The organism is Amycolatopsis sp. AA4, from assembly GCF_002796545.1.
Lineage (GTDB): Bacteria > Actinomycetota > Actinomycetes > Mycobacteriales > Pseudonocardiaceae > Amycolatopsis.
Genome location: NZ_CP024894.1, coordinates 3402272 through 3428807 on the forward strand (window position 1 = coordinate 3402272; position 26536 = coordinate 3428807).

At 69.9% G+C, this 26536-nt stretch carries 21 protein-coding genes and 1 pseudogene; 14 read left to right on the forward strand and 8 right to left on the reverse strand.

The annotated features are described in order from the left end of the window. Positions 1 to 131: 131 nt before the first annotated feature. The 5 genes and pseudogenes from CU254_RS16015 (at position 132) to CU254_RS16025 (ending at position 3458) form a co-directional block, all read left to right on the forward strand. A complete protein-coding gene (locus CU254_RS16015) occupies positions 132 to 1394 on the forward strand; it encodes an MFS transporter (protein ID WP_100266802.1) in 1263 nt (420 codons plus the stop codon). After that, positions 1395 to 1592: an MbtH family NRPS accessory protein gene (locus CU254_RS16020; RefSeq protein WP_009077414.1), complete on the forward strand. Its 198-nt coding sequence runs from the start codon at positions 1395 to 1397 to the stop codon at positions 1590 to 1592. It abuts the gene before it with no gap. A gap of 580 nt (positions 1593 to 2172) precedes the next feature. Then, positions 2173 to 2244, forward strand: a pseudogene (locus tag CU254_RS44955) (hypothetical protein); the annotation flags it as partial. A gap of 39 nt (positions 2245 to 2283) precedes the next feature. Next, positions 2284 to 2607 (forward strand): helix-turn-helix domain-containing protein, encoded by a 324-nt coding sequence (locus CU254_RS44115; RefSeq protein WP_234392755.1) that lies wholly within the window; start codon positions 2284 to 2286, stop codon positions 2605 to 2607. Beyond that, a complete protein-coding gene (locus tag CU254_RS16025; RefSeq protein WP_009077419.1) occupies positions 2604 to 3458 on the forward strand; it encodes an IS3 family transposase in 855 nt (284 codons plus the stop codon). The genes CU254_RS44115 and CU254_RS16025 overlap by 4 nt, the downstream gene beginning before the upstream one ends. Positions 3459 to 3523: 65 nt before the next feature. Here the strand turns inward: CU254_RS16025 and CU254_RS16030 are convergent, their stop codons facing one another. Next, positions 3524 to 4594, reverse strand: a complete 1071-nt coding sequence (locus CU254_RS16030) for a S1 family peptidase (RefSeq protein WP_234392831.1) — start codon at positions 4592 to 4594, stop codon at positions 3524 to 3526. A gap of 443 nt (positions 4595 to 5037) precedes the next feature. On the opposite strand from CU254_RS16030, the gene CU254_RS16035 reads away from it, so the two are divergent. Both CU254_RS16035 and CU254_RS16040 read left to right on the forward strand, forming a co-directional pair. Next, positions 5038 to 5733 carry a trypsin-like serine protease gene (locus CU254_RS16035; protein ID WP_100267062.1) on the forward strand — a complete coding sequence of 232 codons (696 nt, stop codon included), beginning with the start codon at positions 5038 to 5040 and terminating at the stop codon, positions 5731 to 5733. A 28-nt stretch (positions 5734 to 5761) separates the two neighbouring features. Beyond that, on the forward strand, positions 5762 to 6298 hold the full coding sequence (locus CU254_RS16040; protein ID WP_009077425.1) for a snapalysin family zinc-dependent metalloprotease: 537 nt from the start codon (positions 5762 to 5764) through the stop codon (positions 6296 to 6298). Between the two features lie 101 nt (positions 6299 to 6399). On the opposite strand, the gene CU254_RS16045 is transcribed toward CU254_RS16040, so the two are convergent. The 6 genes from CU254_RS16045 to CU254_RS16070 all read right to left on the reverse strand — a co-directional run bounded on the left by CU254_RS16045 (position 6400) and on the right by CU254_RS16070 (position 12815). Beyond that, positions 6400 to 7797 carry a family 2B encapsulin nanocompartment shell protein gene (locus CU254_RS16045; RefSeq protein WP_009077427.1) on the reverse strand — a complete coding sequence of 466 codons (1398 nt, stop codon included), beginning with the start codon at positions 7795 to 7797 and terminating at the stop codon, positions 6400 to 6402. Next, positions 7794 to 9209: a family 2B encapsulin nanocompartment shell protein gene (locus tag CU254_RS16050; protein ID WP_037713810.1), complete on the reverse strand. Its 1416-nt coding sequence runs from the start codon at positions 9207 to 9209 to the stop codon at positions 7794 to 7796. The genes CU254_RS16045 and CU254_RS16050 overlap by 4 nt, the downstream gene beginning before the upstream one ends. A 51-nt stretch (positions 9210 to 9260) precedes the next feature. Further along, the gene (locus tag CU254_RS16055) at positions 9261 to 10373 is read right to left on the reverse strand and encodes a family 2 encapsulin nanocompartment cargo protein terpene cyclase (protein WP_009077431.1); all 1113 of its coding nucleotides are present in this window, start codon (positions 10371 to 10373) and stop codon (positions 9261 to 9263) included. Between the two features lie 10 nt (positions 10374 to 10383). Further along, positions 10384 to 11235 carry a geranyl diphosphate 2-C-methyltransferase gene (locus CU254_RS16060; RefSeq protein ID WP_037717266.1) on the reverse strand — a complete coding sequence of 284 codons (852 nt, stop codon included), beginning with the start codon at positions 11233 to 11235 and terminating at the stop codon, positions 10384 to 10386. A 420-nt stretch (positions 11236 to 11655) separates the two neighbouring features. Continuing rightward, on the reverse strand, positions 11656 to 11979 hold the full coding sequence (locus CU254_RS16065; protein WP_009077435.1) for a multidrug efflux SMR transporter: 324 nt from the start codon (positions 11977 to 11979) through the stop codon (positions 11656 to 11658). Between the two features lie 2 nt (positions 11980 to 11981). After that, positions 11982 to 12815, reverse strand: a complete 834-nt coding sequence (locus CU254_RS16070) for an aldo/keto reductase (RefSeq protein WP_050788197.1) — start codon at positions 12813 to 12815, stop codon at positions 11982 to 11984. Between the two features lie 41 nt (positions 12816 to 12856). On the opposite strand from CU254_RS16070, the gene CU254_RS16075 reads away from it, so the two are divergent. From CU254_RS16075 to CU254_RS16090, 4 genes are all read left to right on the forward strand, one after another. Beyond that, positions 12857 to 13507, forward strand: coding sequence for a TetR/AcrR family transcriptional regulator (locus CU254_RS16075; protein WP_009077439.1), 651 nt, complete (start codon positions 12857 to 12859; stop codon positions 13505 to 13507). Between the two features lie 9 nt (positions 13508 to 13516). Continuing rightward, complete coding sequence (locus CU254_RS16080; RefSeq protein ID WP_009077441.1) at positions 13517 to 13900, forward strand: hypothetical protein; 384 nt, start codon at positions 13517 to 13519, stop codon at positions 13898 to 13900. Positions 13901 to 13933: 33 nt separating this feature from the next. After that, positions 13934 to 14572 (forward strand): hypothetical protein, encoded by a 639-nt coding sequence (locus CU254_RS16085; protein ID WP_158688039.1) that lies wholly within the window; start codon positions 13934 to 13936, stop codon positions 14570 to 14572. A gap of 93 nt (positions 14573 to 14665) precedes the next feature. Continuing rightward, entirely contained in the window at positions 14666 to 16486 is a 1821-nt protein-coding gene (locus tag CU254_RS16090; RefSeq protein WP_009077444.1) for a non-ribosomal peptide synthetase, read from the forward strand. A gap of 71 nt (positions 16487 to 16557) precedes the next feature. Here CU254_RS16090 and CU254_RS16095 read toward each other — a convergent pair whose 3' ends face one another. Then, a complete protein-coding gene (locus CU254_RS16095) occupies positions 16558 to 19662 on the reverse strand; it encodes a non-ribosomal peptide synthetase (protein WP_009077446.1) in 3105 nt (1034 codons plus the stop codon). A gap of 153 nt (positions 19663 to 19815) precedes the next feature. On the opposite strand from CU254_RS16095, the gene CU254_RS16100 reads away from it, so the two are divergent. The 3 genes from CU254_RS16100 to CU254_RS16110 are packed head-to-tail and all read left to right on the forward strand — an operon-like array spanning position 19816 to position 26532. Further along, the gene (locus CU254_RS16100; protein WP_037713814.1) at positions 19816 to 20025 is read left to right on the forward strand and encodes an MbtH family NRPS accessory protein; all 210 of its coding nucleotides are present in this window, start codon (positions 19816 to 19818) and stop codon (positions 20023 to 20025) included. 52 nt (positions 20026 to 20077) lie between these two features. Continuing rightward, entirely contained in the window at positions 20078 to 26338 is a 6261-nt protein-coding gene (locus CU254_RS16105) for a non-ribosomal peptide synthetase (RefSeq protein WP_050788198.1), read from the forward strand. After that, positions 26335 to 26532, forward strand: coding sequence for a hypothetical protein (locus CU254_RS16110; RefSeq protein ID WP_009077449.1), 198 nt, complete (start codon positions 26335 to 26337; stop codon positions 26530 to 26532). Before CU254_RS16105 ends, CU254_RS16110 begins: the two co-directional genes overlap by 4 nt. The last annotated feature ends 4 nt before the right edge of the window (positions 26533 to 26536 follow it).

Sequence of the window (26536 nt, forward strand, 5' to 3'; positions counted from 1 at the left end):
CTCGTCGCATCGGGCTCGGTACGTCGACCGGGCGGCTGCGGACTCCGGGTGAGCCGTGGAATGGCCGTCGGCTCGTCGTGGCCGTCCGCCGGTCAGATGGGAGTCGATGCGGGAGTGCGGGGAGGCGGGGCATGAGCGGGATCGCGGGCAACCGGGACTATCGGCTTCTCTGGACCGGCCAGGTCGTCTCCGAGGCCGGGTTCAGCACGACCACCATCGTGTTTCCCCTTCTCGTGCTGGCGCTCACCGGGTCGGCCGCGCAGTCCGGGCTGGTGCTCGGGGCCGTCGCGATCAGCCAGCTGGTTGCCGGATTGCCCGCGGGGGCGTTGGTGGACCGGTGGCCTCGCAAGCGGATCATGCTCGGGTGCGAGGCGGCGCAAGCGGTCGCGGCGGGCGGGTTGGCGGCCGCGTTGTACTGGGGCGTCGCGGAAGTGTGGATGCTCGTCGCGGTCGCCGTCGTGATGGGGTTGAGCCGGGCGTTGTTCGAACCGGCTGAGGAGGCCAGTCTGCCGCGGTTGGTGGCGGAGGAACAGGTGCCTTCGGCGGTCGCGATGAATGCTGCTCGGACCAGTGCGGGACAGCTGTCGGGGACCGCGCTCGGTGGGTTTCTCTTCGCGGTGGGGCGGGTGGTGCCGTTTCTCTTCGACGTGGTCGCGCACGTGTTCGCGTTCGTGTCGTTGTTGTTCGTGCGGTTGCCTCGGCGGGCGGAGCGTGCGGACGGTGTCCCTCCCCAGCATTTGGGCCGGGAGATTGTCGAGGGGCTGCGGTGGGTGTGGGGCCGGCCGCCGTTGCGGGCGACTGTGTTGTGCGTGGTCAGTTTGAATTTGTTCTTTTCCGCTTATTATCTGGTGATTATTGTGCTGGCCAATGAGCGGGGGGTGCCGTCGGGGGAGATCGGCGTGATGGCGGCGATGTTGGGGGCTGGGGGGATTCTGGGGTCGCTGGTCGCGCCTTACCTGCATCGGGGGGTTAGTGCGTTCCGGCTTGTTGTCGGGGTGTTTTGGGCGTTGACTGTGCTGACGCCGCTTGCTGTGTTCGTCCATAATGGATATGTGATGGGGGTGTTGTTCGCGGCTGTTGCGTTTTTGCCTCCTGCGGCCAATACTGCTATTGCGGCTTATCAGTTGCTGTCCACTCCGGATCATTTGCGGGGGCGGCTCGGGGGAGTGGTCGGGGTGACTGGGGGGTTGGCTGCTGCGGCTGGGCCTGCGTTGGGCGGGTGGCTGGTGGAGGCGTTGCCTGCGGGGTTTGCGGTGTTGGCGTGTAGTGGGGGGATTGCGGTGGTCACTGTGGTGGCGACGTTCAGCCGCAGTTTGCGGGGGTTGCCTTCGGGGGGTTCGGTTCCGGTGCTGGAAGAGGCTTCTGGTCAAGTTGTTGAGGAAGGGAAGAAGTGAATGGATGACGGGGTTGTGTTTCAGGTTTTGGTCAATGACGAGGAGCAGTATTCGTTGTGGCCTGGGGACAAGGAGGTTCCGGCTGGGTGGCGGCCGGAGGGGATGCGGGGGAGCCGGGAGGAGTGCATGAGTCACGTGGATCAGGTGTGGACTGATATGCGGCCTCGTAGTTTGCGGGAGAGGATGGCGGCGGAATAGGTGTTCGGCTCGTCGCCTGGCGGCGACATTGCTGCGCCTTGGGTTGCGTGGGGCACCCCGATTTTTGATTGTGCTGACGGTTCGGGGGTGCTTGTCAAGGCGGGAAAGATGCCTTGACAAGCACCCCCGAACCGCAGGGCGGCTTTGTATCGGGGATGGGGGAGGGGTGGGTGCCCCCGGTGTTTGGGTGCAGTGGCTGCGGTTTGTTGCGCGGCTTGGGTGCGTGGTTGCTTCGAGCGGGGCGGCGTCCGGGTCGCGGGTAGCGCCCCAATGTGGCATTGGGTGCATGTGACGCACCCAATGTGGCGTTCGGTGCATCTGACGCACCCAATGCCACATTGGGGGATCCCGGCGGGGTCGGCGCGGAGCGGTCCGTGAAGGGCTCCTTGAGGGAATCTAATTCCCTCAAGGAGCCCTTCACGTCCGGCGGAGGGACGTGAGGGGAACCCTGAGGGACTCTGAGTCCCTCTGAACTGCGCCCCGGAAGTTGGACTGGGAATCCAGTTCCAGCTGTCCGGGGAGTGGTTCGTTGCATCCACGCAGTTCGTTGTCTGAGTGGCAGCGGGCGTCCGCTGTTGCGTTGTTCGAGGACGGGTATGGCGCGAAGGCCGTGGCGTCCCGGTTGGGGGTGTCGGCGGGTGCCGTGCGACGCTTGCGTGATCGTTGGAGGCTGCGGAGCGCGGGAGCGCTGATGGACAAGCCAGGCAGGCGGTCGTTCGCGTTCGAGTTCAAGCTGGAGGTCGTGCGCCGGTATGTCGGCGGCGAGGCGACCGCGGCCGAGCTGGCGCGCGAGCACGGGCTGTCCTCGCCCAAACTCGTGGAGAACTGGGCGCGGGCGTATCGGCGCGAGGGAGAGGACGCGTTGCGGCCCAAGCCGAAAGGCCGTCCGCCCGGTGTCGCGGACTCGCCGGGTCCCGGCGAGCTGGAGCGGTTGCGGGCGGAGAACCTGCGGCTGTCGGCGGAGAACGCCTACCTAAAAAAATTGCGGGCCTTGAGGGAGCAGGGGCGAGGGTGAAAACCCAGGCCGTCGCCGCCCTCAAGGCCGACTATCCGCTGCCGGTGCTGCTGGCGGTCGCGGGCCTGGCCCGGTCGACGTTCTTCTACCACCAGGCCCGGCCCGACCGGCCCGACCCGCACGCCGGGCTCAAGGCCGCGATCGCCGAGGCGTTCGAGGCCGCCCGCGGCCGCTACGGGCACCGGCGGATCCACACGGTCCTGGCCCGCGCCGGCTGGCGGGTGGCGAAGAAAACCGTGCTCGCGCTGATGAACGCCCTCGGCCTGGTCTGCCAGGTCCGGCGGCCGCGCCGGCGCCGGTCCTGGCCCGGCCGGCCCGGCACGGCCGCCGAGAACCTGCTCAACCGCGAGTTCGGCGCCGAGGCCCCGGACACCAAATGGGTCACCGACGTGACCGAGTTCCGCATCGGCGACCGCAAGGTCTACCTCTCGCCCGTGATCGACCTGTTCGACCGGTCCGTGATCGCCTACGCCTGCGGGCCGTCCCCGACGCTGGAGCTGACGAACTCCTCGCTGCGCGCCGCGATCGCGACCCTGCCCGCCGGAGCCCGCCCGCTGGTGCACTCCGACCAGGGCTTCCAGTACCGGCACGCCTCCTGGCGCTCCCTGCTCGCCGACGCCGGCCTGACCCAGTCGATGTCCCGGCGAGCCACCTGCCTGGACAACGCCGTCGCCGAGAACTTCTTCGGCCACCTCAAAGAAGAACTCTTCCACCACACCAAGTTCGACACCGTCGACACGTTCATCACGGCACTGCACGACTACATCGACTGGTACAACACCACCCGCATCTCCACCACGCTCCAAGGCCTGAGCCCGGCCGAATACCGGGCCCAGACCCTCGCCGCCTAACCTCTACATAACCAGTCCAACTTCCGGGGCCCAGTTCACTCAGGGTTCCCCTCACGTTTCTCTTTTTACGGCAGGGTCAGTCCGTATGCGCTCAGTGCTGCGGGGACTGGCTGGAAGAAGGTTTCTCCGCCGGAGGTGCAGTCTCCGCTGCCGCCCGAGGTGAGGCCCAGTGCGGTGGATCCGTCGAACAGCGAGCCGCCGCTGTCGCCCGGTTCTGCGCACACTGTCGTGTCGATCAGGCCGCTTACGCTGCCTTCCTGGTAGTTCACCGTGGCGTTGAGGCCGGTGACCTGGCCGTCGTGTACGCCGGTGGTCGAGCCGCTTCGGGTGACGGTTTCTCCTACTGTCGCGTCGCCTGCCGCGGTGATTTGCTGGCCGGTGTTCACGGCGCTCGGGGCGTCCACGCCGGCGTCGTAGGTGGCGTACGAGTAGTCCGTGCCCGGGAAGTTCGCGGCGGACGTGCTCGCGATGTGCTGCGAGTTGCCCTGGTCGGCCCACCAGTCGTTGGTCGCCACGCCGCAGTGGCCGGCGGTCAGGATCGCGGCCTGGCCGCTCGAGGTGTGCACGTTGAAGCCCAGCGAGCAGCGCAGGCCCTGGCCCCAGATCGCGTCGCCGCCGCTGATCAGGGGGCGGAGCTTGCCTTTCGTCTGGGAGAAACGCGCTTTGTCGCCGAAGCGGTGGACGGCGTTGGTCACCTGGGCGAGCTTGGCGCCGGTGACCGTCGAGTCGGCGGTGACGAGCACCTGGCCGGTGCGCGGGTCGACGCGCCACGCGGTGCCGGGGACGCTCGCCGTGCGGGCCAGTTCCGCGGTGACCGCTTTCAGTTGCGACGCACGGTATTTCACGAACTTCGGCGTCGCGCCGGCCGCACGGACCTGGGCGGCGGCGGCCTGGTCGGTGACGGTGACCGTCAGCCGCGAGGACGAATGGTCGTAGTACGAGCCGACGGTGCGGTCGCCGAGCGACTTCGCGAGGCTGGCGGACATGGCGGTCGCGGCTCTCGCGTTCAGCGGGGCCGCCGAGGGCTGGGCCGCCGCGACGCCCGAGGCGGCGAAAACTGATCCAGCGGCCAGAACCGCCGCGGCGAAGGCGACTCCGCCGCGTCCGCCGTGTCTTTGACTGAGTGCTGGGATCATGCACATCTCCGTTTCTTGCGAATAGGACGATGGCGCGCCGCGGTCAGCGAATGCGGGGCGCAATTCGCAGTTTAGGGACGCCGGGCAATCCGTTATACCCACGAAAGTCGCGAATCCCGTTCGGCTTTGCTGTTCAGCGGTTCGCGCGGTCCGCTCAACGGAAGTCCCGTATCGCCGCCATTAGCGGCTCGGCGAACAGCGCGGACGCCGATGCGGAACGGCGTATTCCGCGTTCGGTTCATCCCGGTAATCGCAGTTCGTGCCGCCGCGCACGGTTCGTCTTCCGGCTTTGTCCCTCCTTTCGATGGTGTTCGGACTCCGGCGGCCCTGGGACTCTGTGGTTTCCGTCGCGGGCCCGGCGCCCGCGAAGTGGTCCCCGGCCGTATCCCGGCCGAAGTCCGAACCCGCTCTCGGCGGGATCGGTTGCTATGGAAGGGAAAGCGATGCGGAAAACAATGCTGACGATGATGGGCGCGGCCGCCCTGCTGTTCGGGGTCGCCGCGCCGGCGGCAGCGGCGCAGCCGGCCATCATCGGAGGCAGCGACGCCACCGAAACCTACTCGTTCATGGTGTCACTGGACAACGGCTGCGGCGGAAGCCTCGTCGCGCCCCAGTGGATCATCACCGCGAACCACTGCGGCCAGGCCTCGCAGGCGCGGATCGGGTCCACCGACATCAATTCCGGCGAAGTGGGCCAGATCGACAACGTGATCACCGATCAGGGCACCGATCTCACGATGATGCACCTGAGCCAGCCCGCCCAGTCCGCGCCGGTCGCGATGGCGCAGAGCAACCCCGCCCCGGGCACGACCGCACGGCTGCTCGGCTGGGGCTGCACGAGCTGGCCCAACTGCCAGACGCCGCAAACCCTGCAGCAGATCGACCTTCAGGTCCTCGACAGCAGCGCGTGCGCCGAGGGCGGCGGCGGCGCGGGCGACGTCTGCATCTCCGGCGACTACGCGCATTCGGCGTGCCACGGCGATTCGGGCGGCCCCGCGATCGTCGGCACCACCGGGAACTGGACGCTGGTGGGCGAAACCCACGGCCCCGGCGACAACGGCGGCGAATGCGCCACCACCACCCTCTACACCGGCATCGCCCAGTACATGTCGTGGATCCAGCAGCAGATCGGAAGCTGACCCCCCTCGTGCGGAGAGGAAGAAAACCATGACCCTGCACCGCTTTGGCCGCCTGGCCGCCGGCGCGGCCGCGGCGTTGGTGCTGCCGCTGACCGGAGCCGGCACGGCGACGGCCGCGCCGCTCGACGCGGTCGAGCTGTACTACGACGCCAGCGGACTGCCCGACTACCAGGCCGAGGCCACCCAGGCCGCGGCGAACTGGAACAACTCCGTGCACAACGTGCATCTGAACAGCGGCGGCGCCGCGACGATCATCATGCACGAAACCACCGGCGGCGGGTCCTACACCCAGACCGACGGGCACGGCAACGGCGACATCTACATCGACACCCAGCAGGTCGCCGAGGGCAACGACCCGACCCGGATCATCGCCCACGAGATCGGCCACAACCTCGGTCTTCCCGACCACTACGAGGGACCCTGCTCGGAACTGATGTCTGGGCACGGGCCGGGGATCACGTGCAAGAACGCGATGCCCGACGCACAGGAGTCGGCCCAGGTGGACGCGAACTTCGCGAACGGGTTCGCGGCGGTTCGCTTGCCGGAGAAGCACATCTACCGGTGAGGAATGTCTAATCTGGACTGAGTCCGAGTAATGCTTGGCGTACAAGCACAATCGCCGATGCTCGCCGGAAGCGCAGTGCTTCCGGCGAGCATCGGCGCGGCTCAGGACCGGGCGATCTCGACGTGCTCGAGAATGCCCAGCGCGTCCGGCACGAGAACCGCGACGGAGTGGTACGCACTGACCAAATAGGACGAGACCGCGCGGTCGTCGATGCCCATGAACCGCACATTCAGCCCGGGCCGGTATTCGTCGGCGAGATTTTTCGGCCGCAATCCGATGACGCCCGCGTCGTCTTCCCCGGTGCGCATCGCGAGCACGGAGGTGATGCCCGCCTCGCTCACCGGGATTTTGTCGCACGGCAGGATCGGGACCCCGCGCCACGCCATGACGCGTTTCCCGTCCACCACGACCGGATCCGGATAAATGCCCGCCCGCGTGCATTCGCGGCCGATCGCCGCGATGGCCCTCGGATGCGCGAGGAACAACCGCGTCTTGCGGCGCCGGCAGAGCAGTTCGTCCAGATCGCCCGGCGTCGGCGGACCGGTGCGGGTGGTGATCCGGGTTTTGAGGTCGGCATTGTGCAGCAGGCCGAAATCCGGGTTGTTGACCAGTTCGTGTTCCTGCCGTTCCCGCAGCGCCTCCACGGTGAGCCGCAATTGCTCCTCGAACTGGTTCATCGGGTCGTTGTACAGATCGGCGACGCGGTTGTGCACCCGCAGGACGGTTTGCGCCACCGCGAGGTCGTACTCGCGCGGCGACGGCTCGTAGTCGACGTACGTTCCGGCCAGGACCGGTTCGCCGTCGTGCCCGGCGGACAGGTGGATGTTCGCCTCGCCCTTGTGGTTCTGCGGTTTCCGCGGCCGGGACACGGCCTGCGCGACGTGCGCGCGCAGGGAGTCGAGCCTGCCGTTGAGCCGGGCGTACGCGCCGGCGGGCAGCACCAGCGCGACCACCCGGGTGGCGGCGCGGGCGGTGAACCCCCAGGTGGCGTCGTTCCCGGTGAGGAGTTCCCCGCCGAAGTGGTCTCCGTCGGTGGAGGTGCCGAGATGGGTTTCCGCGCCGAACTGGCCCTGGCCGTGCCGGGAAACCTTGCCGTGCACGACGAGCACGAGCTGGTCCAGCGCCTGCCCGGCGGTGACGAGCGTGCTCCCCGCCTCGTACTCGCGCTGCTCGAACGCGTCGGCCAGCGCGCCGAGCGCCGCTTCGTCGGAGAACCCGCGCAGCAGCTCGATTTCCGTCAGCTCGAGCGGGACGACCTGCACCTGCGGCCCGGTCTGGAAGAAGCTCACCTTGCCGTCGCCGACGGTGTAGGTGAGCCGCCGGTTGACCCGGTAGCTGCCGCCGGGCACCTCGACCCACGGCAGCTGCGAAAGCAGCCACCGCGGGGTGATCGAGCGCATCTGCGGCCGCGACTTGGTGGTCGTGGCGAGGGTCCGGGCCGCCTTGACGCCGAGGGAGAGCTGCTGCTCCTGTTGTTCGGTGACGGGCACCGGGCTCAGCCCTCCCGGCCGATTTCGGCGGCTTCCAGCACGGCGAGCGCGTCGGGCACGAGGACGGCGGCGGAATAGTAGGCCGAGACCAGGTAGGACAGGATGGCCTGTTCGTTGATGCCCATGAACCGCACGTTGAGGCCCGGCTGGTACTCGTCGGGCAGCCCGGTCTGGTGGAGCCCGACGACGCCTTGCGCCTGCTCGCCGGTCCGCATGAGCAGCACCGAGCTGGTGCGGGTCTCGGTGACCGGGATCTTGTTGCACGGCAGGATCGGCACGCCGCGCCACGCGGGCACCTGGTGTCCGCCGAGGTCGACCGAACCGGGGTAGACGCCGGCCTTGCTGCATTCCCGCCCGAACGCGGCGATCGTCTTCGGGTGCGCGAGGAAGAACGCGGGGTCCTTCCACACCAGCGAGAGCAGCTCGTCGAAATCGTCCGGCGTCGGCGGGCCGGTGCGGGTGGGCACGCGCTGGTCGAAGTCGGCGTTGTTCAGCAGGCCGAAGTCGGGGTTGTTGACCAGCTCGTGTTCTTGCCGCTCCCGCAGCGCCTCGACGGTCAGCCGCAACTGCTGCTCGGTCTGGTTCATCGGTTCGCTGTAGAGGTCGGCGACCCGGCTGTGGACCCGCAGCACGGTCTGCGCCACGCTCAGCTCGTACTCGCGCGGGGACGTGTCGTAGTCGACGAAGGTGCCCGGCAGCTTCGGTTCGCCGTCGTGGCCCGCGGCGAGGGCGATCTCGGCCTCGCCGTGTTCGTTGCGGGCCGTGTCTCCGCCCGAGATGAAGGCGTCGAGGTGCGCCCGCAGCGCTTCCGAGCGGTTGAGCACGCCTTCGAACTCCTGGCGCGACAACGTCAGCACGGTCGCGGCGGTGACCGCCTTCGCGGTGTACTCCCAGATCCCGTCCGGGGTGGTCAGCACGTTTTCGCCGAAGTAGTCGCCGTTCAGCATCGTGCCGAGCACGGTCTGGTCGCCGAAGGCGCCGACCCCGGCCTTGGTGATCTTGCCGTGCGCGATGAGGAACACCTGGTCGGCGCGGCTGCCGAATTCGGCCAGCACGTCGCCCGGCTGGTATTCGCGCTGTTCGAACCGGCCGGCCAGCTCGGCCAGCGCCGCCTCGTCGTCGAATCCGCGCAGCGGCGCGAGCTCCCCGAGTTCGGGCGGGATGACCCGGACCTCGGAGCCGCTGGTCACGAACGTGACCCGGCCGTCGCCGACGGTGTAGGACAGCCGCCGGTTGACGCGGTACGTGCCCGCGGACACCTCGACCCACGGCAGCACCTTCAGCAGCCACCGCGTGCTGATGCCCTGCATCTGCGGCACGGACTTCGTGGTCGTGGCCAGTTGCCGCGCCGCCGCGCGGCCTAGGCTCAAGGGTTCCTGGTCTTCCACGTCCGCGGAGTCGACCGGGTCGGTGACAGTCACAGCGAAACCACCTTGTCTTCGGTTGCGAAGCCTGGGCTCGGGAGTCGGGGGTCAGGATCGGTAGCGGGGGTTCGTGGCGTGCCATTCGAAGCCGCCGCCCATCCAGTCGCGGACGCCGGCGAGGAAGCGCTGCAGCTCCGGCGACGGGATCGCGAGCAGGGCGCGATGGCCCTCCTCGAACTCGCGCACGATCCGGTTGTGCAGGGCGACCGTGGTCTCGACCGCCTCGGAGACCGGGCAGTTCCGGTCGGCGGCGATCTGCAGCACCATGTTGCAGACCGGGTTCTCGTCGGCCGCGTCCTTGGCCACCGAATGGAGGTCGTTGACCAGGACCGTCGCGGTGCCCGCGCGCATCATCGCCTCCCGCACGCGCGGGTCGTAGTAGAACGGCGCGGGCAGTTCGTACCCGCCGACGGCGTCGATCAGGGTCATCGACGTGTAGAAACTGTCGTGCTGGCGGGCCGCCAGGTACTCCCAGGCCGGGGGGTAGCGCCCGGTGTGGCGCCACGCGGCGTAGGCGTCCCAGCTGACGAACATCGCGAACGTCGAATAGCAGACCCGCTGGACCAGCACCGGCGAACCGTGCCTGCCGAGATGGTCGACCGCGGAATGGAACCCGACCCGGATCGGGTCGGCCCGCAGCGCCTCCTCCAGCGGCGCGGTGAACTCGCCTGCGGGCGCCACCGGGTCCATCGCGGCCATCACGAGCGCCAGCCGCGGCGGGAGTTCGGTCGGCGAGGCGCCGAGGGAGCTGTCGTCGGCGTAGTAGTCGTCGGCCGCCCACCACACCGCGTTGAGCTGCGCGGCGATCAGCAGCCGGTCCGGGTCGGAGGAGTCCGGGTGGGCGAGCATCGCGAGCTTGCCGAAGCCGGCGTTCGCGATCTGGTCCAGCCCCTCGCCGTCGAACCCGCAGTCCTCCGCCCACGCGACGAGCCGCCGGTCGACCTCCTCGGCGAGCGGTTCGTCCACCCGCCGCACGACCGGGCAGTACAGCGGCGACGCGCTGCCGTCGCCCCATTCCCGTTCCGCGTACGCCGGGTCCTGCCCGCCGGACGGCGCGAACTGCGCCGCGATCCGCGCGGCCGACGTGCCCAGCCCGACCGGGCCCGCCCACAGCGAGGACGGGCAGGCCAGGTCCGGGCGGACCGCTGCGATTCCGGTCATGTCGGCCCGCTCAGACGCGGTCGGCGGCGATGAGCAGGTAGTGGAAGCTGCCCTCGCGGTAGGCGGTCAGGAACGGCTTCTCGATGCCGGTCGCGACGGACGACTGCTCGCGCAGCTCCCAGTACGGGATCGTCGCCTCGGTCAGGTCCACCACGTTGATCGGGACGAAGCCGGTCGCGGCGAGCGCTTTGAAATAGTCGCCGCGCGCGTGGATATTGCAGATGTAATGCTGGTCGATCTGGCTCACCGCGCGCGAACGCCCGCCGGTCAGGTCGTTGTAGCATCCGGTGATGGTCACGAACCGGCCGCCCGGGGCGAGCTGCCGCGCGTGTTCGGCGAAAAGCTCGGGCAGGTCGACGTACATCGTGCTTTCGTTGTTCCAGATCCCGGCGAAATCGCCGCTTTCGAATCCGGTGTCGAGCATGTTCCGGAGATGGAATCGCACCGAATCGTCGATTCCGCGCAGCCGGGCCTGTTCATTGGCGAAATCGACCTGCTGCTCGGAAATGGAGATGCCGTCCACCCGGCAGCCGAACCGCTGGTGCGCCTGCACGCTCGTGCCCCCGCGCCCGCACCCGGCGTCGAGCAGCCGGTCGGTCGGGGCGATGTCTCCGAGGTGGCCCAACAGGAACTGCGACTGCGCCGTCTCCAGCCGGTGCATTTCGGCGATGATCGCCTTGTCCCGCTTTTCGCCGCTTCCGTCCAGAACGGACGGATCGTAGTCGCCGATGCCGTAGTGGTGGTGGTAAAGCCCGTCGACGTCGCCGAGGCGCAGGTTGACCGGATCCTTTTCGGCGTTCCAGTAGTCGGCGACCGACTGCTGATACGCGGTGCGGGCAACCGGGCGGGCAACAGACGTCATCATGTACTCCCTTTTCGGACCGCAATTTCCGGTCGGCGCGCGGTGAACTGTGCCGGCGCGCTTCGTCCTGGCGCGAGGCGCTCGGCTTTCTCCTTCTGCGTCCGAGGCTAGCGAGGATTCTTTTGCGCGGACAAGACGATTCGCGGGAATTCACTCGCGGGCTGGCGGGAGCGGTCCGGCGTGCCTCTTCTGGCCTAGGAAGCCACTCCTGCGGGGTGTCCGGGCGCCGGTCGCCGGGGCCCTAACGATGCCGCCGGACACACGGGCGGATGACGGAAGGCGACAGCCCGTGGGCGATCCCGGCGGACGGGTGACGCCTGATCGGCCGAAGCGGTTCCGGGCCGCGGAACGCCGGGGAACTCCGCGGAACTCCGGGCGACGGGTGCGGCGGGGCCGGTCCGGGCTGGACCGGCCCCGCCCTCACGCGGTCCGGGAGGTCAGCTGAAGCAGGACGACTCCGCCAAGAATCAGCGCGAGCGCGAGGATCCGCGGCACGCTGACCGGTTCGCGAAGCCAGAAAATCCCGACCGCGGCGGTGCCGACCGCGCCGATGCCGACGAACACCGCGTAGGCCGTCCCGACCGGGACCGTCTTCATGCCGACGTTGAGCACGTACAGCACGAGCACGGTGAGCGCGCCGCAGACGAGCGTCGGGACGAGTTTCGTGAAGCCGTCGGTGAGGCGGATGCTGTGCGCCCAGGCGATTTCGAGCAGCCCGGCCGCGAGGACGGCGATCCAGCCCATCGTCAGGCCTCGTCGAGCGCGGCGCGCACGGCGGACGGCAGGGCCAGTTCCTCGGCGGCGACAAGGTCGGCGAGATGGCCGGGATCGCTGGTGCCGGGGATGACGGCGACGTTGGGCGCGAGGTCCAGCAGCCAGGCGAGCGCCAGGGTCGCCGCCGGAACGCCGAGCCGCCGGGCGTGCTCGGTCAACGGCGAACCCTCTCCGGCCAGCGCTCCGTTGCCGAGCGGACGGAACGCCAGATACGGGATCCCGGCGGCGGTGGTCGCGTCGAGGACGTCCCGGCCGCCGGAGCGGCCGACGTGGTACTCGTTCTCGACGGACGCGATCGGCGTGACCGCGCGCGCCTGGTCCAGCAACTCGAGCGTGACGTTCGAGATGCCGACGTGTTCGATCAGGCCCTCGTCGCGCAGTGCGGCGAGCGCCCCGACGGTCTCCGCCCACGGCACCGTGCTGTCGGGCATGAATCTCGCGTGCACCAACGGAAGCCGCTCGACGCCGAGTTGCGCGAGGTTGTCCCGGACGGCCGCCTGGATCGCTGCCGGCGCGGCATCGGCGACGAACCCGCCGTCCGGGCTGCGGCGCGCGCCGACCTTGGTGGCGATGAGCAGGTCGTCCGGATAGGGCCGGAGCGCCTCGGCGAGCAGGCGGTTCGCGACCTCGGGCCCGTAGTAGCCGGACGTGTCGATCAGCCGGACGCCCGCGTCGACGGCGGCGCGGACGGCGGCCTTGGCGCGGTCCGGGTCGGCCGGTTCGCCCAGGGCTTTCGGCCCGGCGAGCTGCATGGTCCCGTAGCCGATCCGGCGCACGGAACGGCCGGCGAGCGTGAACGAGTGCATGGATTGCCCCCCCATCAGTCATGTGGACACTGTGTCCACTTATGACTGTACTCGATCCGGACACGCTGTCCAGATACAGTGACGGGGTGAACAGCAAGCCAGTCACGGAACGGGCGGACGCCGCGGCGAACCGCCAGCGGATCCTCGCCGCGGCCGAGGACCTGTTCGCCACGAAGGGTCCGGACATCACGATGGGCGACCTGGCCGCGGCGGCGGGGGTCGGCCGCGGAACGCTGTACCGGCGCTACGACAGCGTCGCCGCGGTGGCCGTCGCGTTGCTGGACGAGCACGAGCGGCGGCTGCAGGAGGCGATGCTGTCCGGTCCGCCGCCGCTTGGGCCGGGTGCTCCGCCGCGCGAGCGGTTGGTGGCGTTTTACGACGCGATGATCGATTTGCTGGAGAAGCATTTGCCGCTGGCGCTGGGCGCAGAGACCGGGGCTCGGCGGTATCAGACCGGGGCGTACGGGTTTTGGCGGGTGTTCGTGGCGGCGCAGGTTCGCGAAGCCGGGCTGCGGGACGAAGCGTTGCCGGACGTGTTGCTGGCTCCGCTGGCGCCCGATCTGTACCAGAATCAACGGCATGAACGCGGAATGTCGGTTGCGGCGGTGAAGAAGGCACTGCATCGGCTGGCTGATGCGTTGCCGGCGGACCGGTGTCTTGCTGAGCCAGTGGAACCGGCTGAGCCGGGGTAAATTCGCCGGATGAACGGTGGCGCGCCGATGCGGGTCGGCTGGATCTGCCTCGCGGTGGTCAGCGCGGGGATCCTCGGGTTCGGGATTGTGGTGGCCATCGTGCCGCCCGCCGGGGACGCGTTGCTCTACCGCACCGACGCGCTCGCCACCGCCGGGCTCGGGTTGTTCGGCGGCTTGCTCGCGGTGTTCCCCTTCCGCGCGGGGGAGCGGTGGGCGTGGTTCGCGTTGTGGTTCTACCCGGTTTTCTGGCTGTTGCATTGGGTATTCCGGCTGCCGCCGGGTACTGACCACGTGCACCAGGTGGTCTTCGTGGTGCTGTCGTTGGCCGGGTTGCTCGTGCCGGTGCGGGCGTTCTTCCGGGCGCCGGCCGAGGGGCAGCACGCTCGCCGGTAGGTAACCGGGACGCGGCGTGTCATGATTCGCGGCGTGTCCACGAAAAAGCCCGCTGCGGCAAGGGATTCCGCGCGGAAAACGGCTCCGGCGAGCGGTCGGGCCGTCGCTCTGCGTGCCGGGTGGTGCTGGCTCGCGGTGGTGGTCCTCGGCGGCGCGGCGGCGGTGGGGTTCGTCAGCTCCAGTTCGGTGGCGGCCGCGGCGGGACTGCTCTTCGGGCTCCTGCTCGCCGCCTTGGCGACCTCGGCGGTGTTCATGTTCTCCGGACGCGGCTGGTTCCTCGTCGGCGGCTTCCTGCTGACCGGCTGCTACCTCGTGTCCGTCGGAGTCACGTCGGTCGGCTACCTCGCGGCGGACGGCGACCGGTACCGCGCGACCGCGGTGTCCTCCGAATGCCATCACGTCAAGGGCGGGACCGCCTGCACCGCGCGGGTCGACCGGCCGGACGGCACGCTGCTGGTCGAGGACCTGGCGGTGAAGTCGCGGATGAAGCTCGGCGAGACGGTCGACGTCGTGGAGGACCGGGCGGGCATCGTCGCGCCGCATCGGGCGGATCAGCTGGACTCGGACGCGTTGCCGGCCGATCTGGGGCTGCTGGCGGTGTCGGCGGCGCTGCTGGCCGGGTTGTTCGGGTGGAGTGCGTGGCTCGGGGTCCGGCGGCCGCTGAAACGCTGACTCCGCGCGGATGTCTGCGCGTTCGTCTCTGGCCCGCGCGCGGACGGCTGGTCATGCTCCAGTCGGAACCGTTCGACGCGGGAGGACGCCTTCATGACCATGCAGCCTGAGCGCGGCGCGGACGTGCCGCTGCCCGACCTGTGCGTGCACGAGCTGTTCGCGCGGCACGCCGCCGCGGCGCCGGAGGCTGCGGCGGTGCTGTCCGGCGACGAACGGCTCGGCTATCGCGAACTGGACCGGCGCGCCAATCGGTTCGCGCATCTGCTGCGGGCACGGGGAATCGGGCCGGAGACGCCGGTCGCGCTGTGCCTGGAGCGCGGGACGACCCTGCTGGTCGCGATGCTCGGCATCCTCAAGGCGGGCGGCTATTACGTCCCGCTCGACCCGGCTTATCCGCCCGAGCGGCTCGCGTTCATGCTCGGCGATTCCGGCGCGACGGTCGCGGTGACCGAACGGGCGCTGGCGGACCGGGTCTCAGCCGCGCCGACCGTCGTTCTCGCCGACGAAGCCGACCTCAGCGGCTGGCCGGACACTCCGCCGGGCGCGGACGTGGTGCCGGACAACCTGATCTATCAGATGTACACCTCCGGCTCCACCGGTCTGCCGAAGGGCGTGCAGGTGACCCACCGCGGGGTCGTCCGGCTGGTGCACGGTTCCGGCTTCGCCGATTTCGGTGCCGGGGAAGTGTTCCTGCTGCTGACGTCGCTGTGTTTCGACGTCTCGACGTTCGAGCTGTGGGGTGCGCTCGCCACCGGCGCGACGCTCGCCGTGCTGCCGCCGGGAGTGCCGACTGCCGCGTCGATCGAGGAGGCAGTCCGCCGGTTCGGGGTCACCACGGTGTGGCTCAGCTCCGGGCTGTTCGGGCATGTGGTCGACGACCGGGTCTCCGCGCTCGCCGGAGTGCGGCACGTCATCGCGGGCGGCGACGTCGTGCCGCCGGTGCAGGCGCGGCGGGTGATCGAACAGCTCGGCGCCGAGATGAGCAACGGCTACGGTCCGACGGAGTGCACGACTTTCGCTTGCGTGCACCGGGGAATGACCGTTGCCGACACTGCCGGGCCGATTCCCATCGGCAAGCCGATCGCGAACACGCACGCATTCGTCGCGGATGCCGATGGCGTGCCGGTCGAACCCGGCGCGCGAGGCGAGTTGCTGCTCGGCGGACCCGGTCTCGCCCGCGGGTACTTCCGTCGTCCCGCGCTGACCGCGGAACGCTTCGTCCCCGACCCGGCTGGTGGCGGCGGACGCCTTTACCGCACCGGCGACGAGGTCGCACTCCGGCCGGACGGGACATTCGCCTTCTTCGGACGGCTCGACCAGCAGGTCAAGATCCGGGGTTTCCGCGTGGAACCGGGCGAGGTCGAAGCGGCGCTCACCGCTCATCCGCTCGTGCGATCGGCCGTGGTCGTGCCCTACGAACGCGACGGCGACCGGGTCCTGGCGGCACACGTGGTAGCCGCGCGGCCCGCCGTCGCCGAGCTGCGGGAATTCCTGCTCGCCCGGTTGCCCGCGCATTTGGTGCCCTCGCTGTGGTCCTGGCTCGACGAGCTGCCGATCACGCCCAACGGCAAGGTCGACCGCGCGGCGTTGCCGGAACCAGCGGAAGCCGGTCCGACGGCGGAGTTCGTCGCGCCGCGGACGCCGGTCGAGGAGGCGGTCGCCGAGGTGTGGCGGGAATTGCTGGACCTCGAACGCGTCGGCGTGCACGACGATTTCTTCGCCGACCTGGGCGGCCATTCCCTGCTGGCGACCCGGGTGGTCGCGTTGCTGGGGGAGCGGTTCCCGGTGGAACTGCCGGTGCGCACGGTGTTCGAGGCGCCGACGGTGGAGCTGCTGGCGGCCGAGGTCCACCGGGCGGTGGCAGAGTACGTGGCGACACTGTCCGATGTGGACGTCGAGCACGCGCTGGGCTAAGCGCGGTCAGGACTCCATGGGCGAGGAGCTGGGAGGCAGCTCCTCGCCCATGCGTGCGCGAGCGCCGGACTTCAGGCTTGTTCGATGACCACGGCCAGCTCGGCGACCGTTCGGGCAGCGAAGAGATCCCGCAGCGAGACTCGGACCCCGAGCTTCTTCCGAATCCGCGCGAGCACCCGGGTGGCCAGCAGGGAGTGCCCGCCGATGCGGAAGAAGTCGTCGTGGACGCTGATTTCCTCCACCCGCAGCACTTCCCGCCAGATGTCCGCCAAAGCGTGCTCGACCTCCGAGGACGGTTCGGCGATCGGTTCGGCTCGGACCGTGTCCCCGATTGAGGGGTCCGGCAGTGCGGCGCGGTCCACCTTCTTGCTCGGCGTCAGCGGAAGCGCAGCCATCGCGACCCAGTGCCCCGGGACGAGGTAATCCGGCAGCTGGGACCGCAGACTTGCCCGCAGTGCGGCGAAATCCGGCTCCCCGGAGGCCGCGACGACATAGGCGACCAATGTCCGTTCCGGCAGGTCTTTCACCACGACCGCGGCTGCGCGCACCGCGGGATGGGCGTCGAGGGCGGCTTCGATCTCGCCGAGTTCGATCCGGAAACCGCGGATCTTGACCTGCCGGTCGAGCCGCCCGAGGAACTCGATCGTGCCGTCCGCGCGGAAGCGGGCGAGATCTCCGGTGCGGTACAGCCGGGCGCCGGGCGAGTGCGGGTCCGGCACGAACTTGTCCGCGGTGAGCGCGGGGCGGCGGAGGTAGCCGCGCGCCACGCGCAGGCCGCCGAGGTGCAGTTCGCCGGGGACGCCGACCGGAGCCGGGTATCCGGCGGGGTCGAGCACGTATGCGCTGGTCGCGGCGACCGGACGGCCGATCGGCAGGCTCGCGGCGTCGAGGTCGGCGGCGTCGGCCCACTGCAGCATGCTGGAGATCGTCGCCTCGGTCGGGCCGTAGCAGGCCACGAAACGGCCTGGCAAGCCGAGTTCGCGCCAGCGCCGGGCGTCTTCGGTCGTGACGACGTCCGCGCCGACGTTCACCATGTTCAGGTGCGCGACCCGCGGGTCCCGCGGCCGGAGCACGCCGAGCAGTTCGCGGTAGTAGGCCGGGGTGAGGTTGACGCTGGTGATCCGGTGCCGGCCCAGCTGGTCGGCGAGTTCCTCCGGTTCCCAGAACAGCGGATCGCTCAGCACCACGGACGCACCGGCCAGCAGCGGCGCGCCGATCTGCTCCAGCGAACCGTCGAAGGCCAGCGAGGCGAGCGAGAGCACTCGGTCGGCCGCGGTGATTCCGTACTCCCGGGCGATGATCTGCGCGTGTTCGGCATAGGAGCCGTGCTGGATCTGGACGCCTTTCGGGCGACCGGTCGATCCGGAAGTGTAGATGACGTAAGCTAGATGGTCGGGGTCTACTGTCCAATCCAGACTGTCCGAAGAGGATCCGAAAGTCTGGTCGAGCGTGACGACTGGGCAGCCGGTGTCGGCGAACAGTCCGGCGTAGCGTTCCTCGGTGACGACGGCGGCGGTGCGGGCATCCTCGACGAGGTAGGCGAGCCGGTCGGGCGGGTTGGCCGGGTCGAACGGGACATACGCCGCGCCGGATTTCAGCACGCCGACCAGTGCGACGGCCGCATCGACGCTCCGTTCGAGACACACGCCGACGGTTGCTTCCGCGCCGAGCCCGCACGCGCGCAGGTAGCGGGCGAGCCGGTTGGCTGCCGCGTCGAGCTGCGCGTACGTGAGTTCCTGTCCGCCGCAGTGGACCGCGAGGTGGTCCGGGGTTTCGGCTGCGCGCTGGGCGAACAGGTCGGGGAAACACCCCGGCACCACCTCGCCGCCTGGTGCCGAGGCGCAGTCGGCGAGCAGGGCGAGTTCCGCGTCCGGGGTCAGCGCGAGCTCGCTCAGCCGCTGCGCCGGATCGTCGGCGATGCTTTCCAGCAGGCGCAGGAAGCGGGCGGTCAGCCGGTGTGCGGTGGCGGCGTCGAACAGCGCGGTCGGATAGGTGAGAGTGCCGGTCAGCGACCCGTCCGGGCGGTGTTCGAACTGCAGGCCGAGGTCGAACGACGCGGCGGTCCAGTCCACATCGGACTCTTCGACGTCCAGCCCGGGCAGCCGGAAGCGCTGCTCGGCCACCTCGTGCAGGCCGAAGAACGCCTGGACCAGCGGGTTGCGGGACAGGTCGCGGTCCGGTTCGAATTCGCCGACGAGCCAGTCGAACGGGACGTCCTGGTTGCCGAAGGCGTCCAGCGCGGTCCCGGCCACTTGGTCGAGAAAGGCCGTGAACGCCGGGTCGCCGCCGAGGTCGGCCCGCAGCACGAGGGTGTTGACGAAAAATCCGGCCAGCCCCTCGACCTCGGCCGGGGTGCGCCCGGCGACCGGGCAGCCGACGGCGACGTCCGTGCCGCCGGTGTGCCGGGCGAGAAAGACCTGGTAGGCGGCCAGGAGAACCATGAACGGCGTGGCCCGGCGGGACCGGCCGAGCGCGGTGAGCCGCTCCGCCAGCGCGGCCGGGACCTCGACCGGGACCGCCGCGCCGGCCGGGTCCCACACCGGTCCGCGGGGTCGATCGGTCGGCAGCTCCAGCGGGGTAAGTCCGGCGAGCCGCTCGCGCCAGTAGGCGAGCTGGCCCGCGAGCCGGGTCTGGGCGTCCTCCCGTTGCCAGAGCGCGAAATCGGCGTACTGGATGGGCAGGGCGGGCAGCTCGGGCAGGGTGCCGGCGTGGAACGCGCGGTACAGCTCGGCGAGTTCGGCGGCGAGGATGTCCCAGGACGCGCCGTCGAAGGCGATGTGGTGCACGACGATCAGCAGCACGTGCTCGCGCGCGTCGAGGCGGAGCAGGCGGGCGCGCAACGGCAGGTCGGCCGCCAGATTGAAGGGCACGGTCAGCTCGGCCGCGACCACGGTGTCCAGTTCGCTTTCCGTGACGCCCTCGATCGGCAGCGGCACCGGCTGCGGCTTCCCGACGACCTGGACTGGCACGCCCTCGCGGCTGCGGTACCGCGTCCGCAGCACCTCGTGGCGGGCGACGAACGCGTCGAGCGCACGGCTCAGCGCGGCGACGTCCAGCTTGCCGCGGACTCGCAGGGTCAGCGGGAGGAGGTACTCGGTCCCGCCGGGCCGCAACGCGTCGAGGAACCACAGTCTTTCCTGCGAGAAGGACAGCGGCAGGTCGCCGGGCATGGTCATGGCCGCCAGGGTGGCCGTTCCCGTCGGAGGGCCACAGAGCCGGGACGGTGCGCTCGTTGCTGCGCGTTCTTCTCTGTCGCTCCGGCGCCCGCGCGGGAAGGCTCGGCTCGCGACGGGACGGGTGTGCCCGGCGCGTGGACGAGGAGGACCCGGATGAGCGAGGACGAACGCACCTACGGCGTCGTGCTCAACGACGAGGAGCAGTACTCGATCTGGCTGGTCGGCCGCGACCTGCCGGCGGGCTGGCGGTACGAGGGGAAGCGCGGGCCGAAGCAGGAATGCCTCGACCACATCGACGAGGTGTGGACGGACATGCGGCCGAAGAGCCTGCGCGAGCGGATGCGGGCGGACGCTCAGGCCTAGCCGCCGAGTCTGCCCGCCGCGTGTGCCCGCCGAACGACCCGCAGGGGGAGCGATGACCACCGAACAGTCCCGGCGCGCCGAGCTGCTGGAGCGCTATCTGACCGCGAACCCGGCCTCGGCCCGTACCGCTTCGGCGATCCGGGCCGACCGCAGCCGCCCGTTGCCGCTTTCCCCGGCGCAGCAGCGGGTCTGGGTGCTGGACCGGCTCCGGCCCGGCGGCACCGAGTATGTGGTCACCGCGGCGTGGCGGCTGCGCGGCCCGCTGGACGTCGACCGGCTGCGGACATGCTGGCAGACGATCGTGGAGCGGCACGAAATCCTGCGCACCACCTACGTCGAACGCGACGGCGTGCCGGAACAGGTCGTCGGCGAACCCGAGGTCGATCTGACGGTCCAGGACGTCGCCGCGGAGGAGGTCGAGGCGGTCACGCGGGAAGTAGCCTCGGTGCCCTTCGATCTGGCGCAGGACCGGCCGTTGCGGGTTCGGGTGCTGCGCCAGTCCGAGGACGAGCACGTGTTGCTGCTGGTCGTGCACCACATCGCGTACGACGGATGGTCGACGTCCGTCGTCGCGCGCGAACTGCAGGCGCTGTACGGCGGGAAGACGCCGCCTCACCTGCCGGTTCAATATGCCGATTTCGCGTCCTGGCAACGGAAGCACGCGGCCAGCGAGCGGGTGACGGAACAAGTCGAGTTCTGGCGCCGCCGCCTCGATAGAGTCGTCCCGCTGACCCTCCCGACCGACCGTCCGCGCCCGCCGGTGCACGATCCGCGTGGGGACATCCTGCGATTCACTGTGGACTCCGAACTCGGGGCCGCCGTCGCCGCGCTGGGCCGGGCGCATCGCGCGACCACGTTCATGGTGCTGCTGGCCGCGTATCAGATTCTGCTGAGCCGGTATTCGGGGCAAGCGGATATCACGGTCGGCACGCCGGTCGCCGGACGCACGCGGGCCGAGGCACAGGATTTGATCGGGCTGTTCCTGAATACTCTGGTGATGCGGGCCGAAGTGGACGGCGCGTGGTCGTTCGGGGACTTCCTCGACAGCGTCCGCCGAGACACCCTCGACGCGTACTCCAATCAGGACGCGCCGTTCGAGCGGCTGGCCGACGAGCTGGCACCGGAACGCGATCTGTCCCGCAACCCGCTCTTCCAAGCCATGCTCGTATTGCAGAATACCGCTGACGCCGGGTTCGCCGCAGCCGGACTGCGCGGCGAACAGATCCATTCTCCTTGGCACAGTGCGAAATTCGACCTGACGCTGGAGCTGACCGAGCGGCCGGACGGCGCCCTGGACGGCGTGCTGGAGTATCCGGTCGCGTTGTTCGACCGATCCACTGTGGAGCGGATCGGCAGGCATTTCACCGAACTGCTGCGGGGGATTGTCGCGAACCCTCACGCGCGCCTGGCGGAGCTTCCTTGGCTGAACGCTGCGGAGAAGATCGAATTGGCGCGGTGGAACGACACTGACGTCTCCTTTGAGCCCGGGACTTTGCTGTCGCTCATCGCCGAGGGCGTCGCCGCTGGCGGAATCGCGGTCGTCGCTGGTGGCCGCGAAGTGTCCTATGTGGAGTTGGACGAGCTGTCGAACCAGGCGGCGCATTGGCTTCGGGCGCGGGGCGCGGGCGTCGAATCAGTGGTGGGGGTTCGGCTGGAGCGCGGGTTGGAGATGGTGGTCGCGCTTCTCGGGATTCTCAAGGCAGGGGCGGCGTACTTGCCGTTGGATCCGGATTATCCCGAGGACCGGCTTCGGTTCATGGTCGAGGATTCCGGTGCTGATCTCGTGATCGAGCCGGGCGACCTCACTGGGCTGGACAAACCGCGGCATGCGGTGGATGTCGTGGTGCGGCCGGAGAACGCGGCGTACGTGATCTATACGTCGGGATCCACGGGCAGGCCGAAGGGTGTGGTGGTCGAGCATCGCGGGATCGTGAATCGGCTCCGATGGATGCAAGCGGAATACGGCCTGACGCCGGAAGACCGCGTTTTGCAGAAAACTCCGTTCGGTTTCGACGTGTCGGTCTGGGAGTTCTTCTGGACGCTCTCCACCGGTGCGACCCTGGTCATGGCTCGGCCGGGCGGACACCGCGATCCGACCTATCTCGCCGAAGTCCTGAACCAGGGGATCACGACCGTCCACTTTGTACCGTCGATGCTGCGCGCGTTCCTGTCCGGGCCGGTGCCCTCGCTGCGCCGGGTCCTGTGCAGCGGCGAGGCGCTCCCGGACGAGCTGGCGCAACGGTTCCACCGCGTGCTCGACGCAGAGCTGCATAACCTCTACGGGCCGACCGAGGCGTCCGTCGACGTCACCGCGACCCGGTGCCTGCCGGGGGAGACCGTCACGATCGGCCGGGCGATCGCGAACACCCGGGTGTACATCGTGGACGCCGAGCTGCGCGAGATGCCGGTCGGGGTGCCGGGCGAGCTGGTCATCGCCGGGGTCCAGCTGGCGCGCGGTTATCTGAACCGGCCCGCGCTGACCGCCGAGAAATTCGTTCCGGACCCGTTCGCGCGCCAGCCCGGCGACCGGCTCTACCGCACCGGCGACCTCGCCCGGCGGCTGCCCGACGGCCGGATCGAGTACCGCGGGCGGCTCGACCACCAGGTCAAAATCCACGGCAACCGGATCGAACTCGGCGAGGTCGAGGCGACCCTGCTGGCCCATCCCGGCGTGCGCGCGGCGGCGGCCGCGGTGCGCGACGACCGGCTGGTCGGCTATTTCGTCGCCGAGCCCGGCCACACTCCCGACCCGGCCGAACTGCGCGCGCAGCTGGCGCGCACGCTGCCGGAGCCGATGCTGCCGTCGGCGTGGCTGGCGCTCGACGCGTTGCCGTTGACCGCCAGCGGCAAGATCGACCGCAACGCTTTGCCCGCACCGGACGGTGCGCGCACGAGCCATGGTTACGTCGCGCCGCGCACCCCGGCGGAGGCCGCGGTGGCCCGTGCGTTCGCGGCCGCGACCGGTGTCGACCGAGTCGGAGCGGAGGACAGCTTTTTCGCACTGGGCGGCGATTCTCTGCGAGCAATCCGCGCGGTGGGACTGCTGAACGCGGAGGGCATCGAGGCGAGCGTCGCGGACCTTTTCCGTCGGCAGCGCGTGGCCGATTTCGCGGCTGGGCTGGGCGGTCCAGCGGCAACGATCGAGGCAGTCGAACCGTTCGCGCAGCTTGCCGCCGGGCAGCGCGAAACGTTGCCGGACGACGTGCTCGACGCCTACCCGCTGTCGCTCGCGCAGGCGGGCATGGTGCACGAGATGCTCGCCGGGGCCGACCGCGGCCTCTACCTGAACCATCTCGGCTACCCGGTGCACGAGGAGTTCCGCCTGGACGCACTGCAGCAGGCGGCGAACCGGCTGGTCGAGCGGCACGAAATCCTGCGTACTTCCATCGACTTCGCCGCGGACCCGCCGTTGCAGCGGGTGCACGAGACCGCCGTGCTGGAGGTGACCTGCGACGATCTGCGCGCGTTGCCCACCGATGAGCAGGCCGAGCGGGTGCGGCGGTACCCGGCGGAGGACCGTTCGCGCGGTTTCGACTTGCTCCGTCCTTGTCTTCTGCGGCTGCACGTCCACTGGCTCGCCGACCGGGAATGGCGGCTGTCGTTCAGCTATGTGCACGCGATTCTCGACGGCTGGAGCCAGAATTCGCTGGTCGCCGAACTGATCGAGGACTACCGGGCGGGTGCGGCGGAGCCGGTCGAACCGCCGCCGGTCCGGTTCGCGGACACCGTCGCCCGGGAACGAGAATCGCTGGAGTCCACTGTGGACCGAGAGTTCTGGGCGGGCCGGGTGAACGCGGCCGAGCGGTTCGCCGTGCCTTCGGGCTGGGCAGGCGAGGACGACGGGGTTTACCGCACGGTGCGGGTGCCCTTCTCCGACTTGACTTCCCGGTTGCGGGCGGTGGCTTCGTCGGCCGGGGTACCGCTGAAGAGCCTGCTGCTGGCCGCACATCTCACCGTGCTGCGTACGGTCGCCGGGCACGATCGGCCCTTTCATACCGGGGTGGTGACCAACAGCAGGCTCGAACGCGCTGGTGGCGACCAGGTTCGCGGCATGTTCCTGAACACCGTGCCGTTCGGTTCGCCAGCGGACGCGCGGGACTGGCCGGAGCTGGCGCGCGCGGTGTTCGCGGAGGAGACCGGGATGTGGCCGCACCGGCATTTCCCGCTGCCGGCGATGCAGGCGGCGTGGGGCGGGCAGGCTCCGCTCGTGGATGTTTTCTTCAACCACACGGACATGCACGTGCTCGCGGACGCGCTGGTCGACCTCGCCGAGGTGGCGGACAGCACGCCCAACGAGTTCGGCTTGTCGGTCTCGACGGTTCCCGGGGCGTTTGTGCTGGAGGCGTTCACTTACCGGATCGCCGCTGCGCATCTTGAGTTCCTTGCGCGGCTTTATCGCCACGTTCTGGAGCGGATCGTGGCCGCTCCGGCTTCCGGTCCGCGGCGGTGCGGCCTGCCCGCGCCCGATCGGGCTTTGCTGCTGCGGAACCCGTCGCGGACCGAGCGGGCCGGCCGGATGCTGCCGGAGTTGTTCGAGGCCGCCGCGGCGGAACATCCGGACGCGCCGGCCCTGCGGTGCGGCGAGGTGACGCGGACTTATCAAGAATTGTCGGTGCGGGTCGTTAAGCTGGCGCGGTATCTGAAGGAACAAGGTGTGCGGCGCGGGGCGCTCGTCGGGGTGCTGCTCGATCGAGGTCCGGACCTGCTCGTCGCGTTGCTCGCCGTGCATCGGGCGGGTGCCGCGTACCTGCCGATCGATCCGCGCTATCCGGCCAAGCGGGTCGGTTACGTACTGGCTGATTCAGGAGTGGAGGTGGTGCTCAGCGAAGAGTCGCTGGTGGGGTTGCTGGAGGGGACCGGCTGTTCGGCGGTGCTGCTCGACCGGGACGCGGCGGCGGTCGCGGCCTGCCCGGCGGACGTTCCCGCGCCTCGGCCTCACGGCGATGAACTCGCGTACGTCATCTACACGTCTGGCTCCACGGGCAAGCCCAAGGGCGTCCAGATCGGGCACGCTGCGCTGGCGAACTTCCTGCTGTCCATGCGGGAACGGCCCGGTGTCGCGCCGGGTGCCGCGGTGCTCGCGTTGACGACGGTTTCGTTCGACATCTCCGCGCTGGAGCTGTATCTGCCGCTGCTGGTGGGCGGTCAGGTGATCGTCGCGACTGCCGAGGAGTGCGTTGATCCACAGCGGCAGGCCGCGTTGATCGGACGGAGCGCGCCGTCGGTCGTGCAGGCGACGCCGTCGGGCTTGCGGCTGCTGGTCGATTCGGGGTGGACTCCGCCTGCTGAGCTGACCGTGTTCGCGGGCGGCGAGAAGCTGCCGGACGACCTGGCGCGGCGGCTCACGGCGGGCGGGGCGCGGCTGTGGGATCTCTACGGCCCGACCGAAACGACGGTCTGGTCGACCGTCGCCGAGTTGGACGGGGACGCGGTCGTCGCCTGGGAACCGGTGGCGAACACCGACGTCTACCTGCTCGGCGACGACCTCGAACCGGTTCCGCTCGGAGTGGTCGGCGAGGTGTGGATCGGCGGGGACGGCCTCGCCCGCGGCTACGCCGGGCGTCCGGGCCTGACCGCGGACCGCTTCGCGCCGGACCCGCACGGCCCCCGCCCAGGCGGACGGCTCTACCGCACCGGCGACCTGGCACGGCGCCGCTTGGACGGCGCGGTGGAGATCCTCGGGCGGGCCGACGACCAGGTGAAGGTGCGCGGACACCGCGTCGAACCGGGCGAGGTCGAAGCCGCGCTGCGGGCGGACCCGCGGATCCGGGACGCCGCCGTCCAGCCGACCCCGTCTGCGGACGGCCTGGAGCTGACCGCCTACGTCGTCGCAGCTGGGGAACTGTCCATTGCGGACGTCCGAAAAGGACTCTCCGGGGTCCTCCCGGACTACCTGGTCCCCAGCGGCTTCGTCCTGCTCCCGGAACTGCCGCGCACGCCCGCCGGAAAACTCGACCGGGCCGCACTGCCCGCGCCGGAACCGATGGTGCGCGAACGCGCGTACGTCGCCCCGCGCGGTCCGGTGGAGGAACTGGTCGCCGGGGTGTGGGCGGAGGTCCTGAGCGCGGAGCGGATCAGCGCTGACGACGATTTCTTCGACCTAGGCGGGCATTCCGTAGCCGCCACCCGGATCGCCGTCCGCCTGCGCACGGCCCTGAACGCGGACGTCCCGGTGCGGGCGTTGTTCGATCACCCAACGGTCGCGAGCCTCGCATCTGCGGTGGCGGGCTATCCGCGGCTTGGTTCGCAGCCGAGTGTGCGGGCGAGGATTCGTCCGCGTGCGGTGGTGCGGTCGGTGAGTGAGGACGCATGAGCGGGGTGTCGCTGGATGTGCTGGCCGCCGGTGAGGGCTGGGAAGCGTGCGTGCCGGTGCGGGCGTTGCTTGACCACCCGACGGTCGAGAGCGCGGCCGCGGTGGCGGGGTATCCGGGGCTTGGTTCGCAGCCGAGTGTGCGGGCGAGGATTCGTCCGCGTGCGGTGGTGCGGTCGGTGGGTGAGGACGCATGAGTAG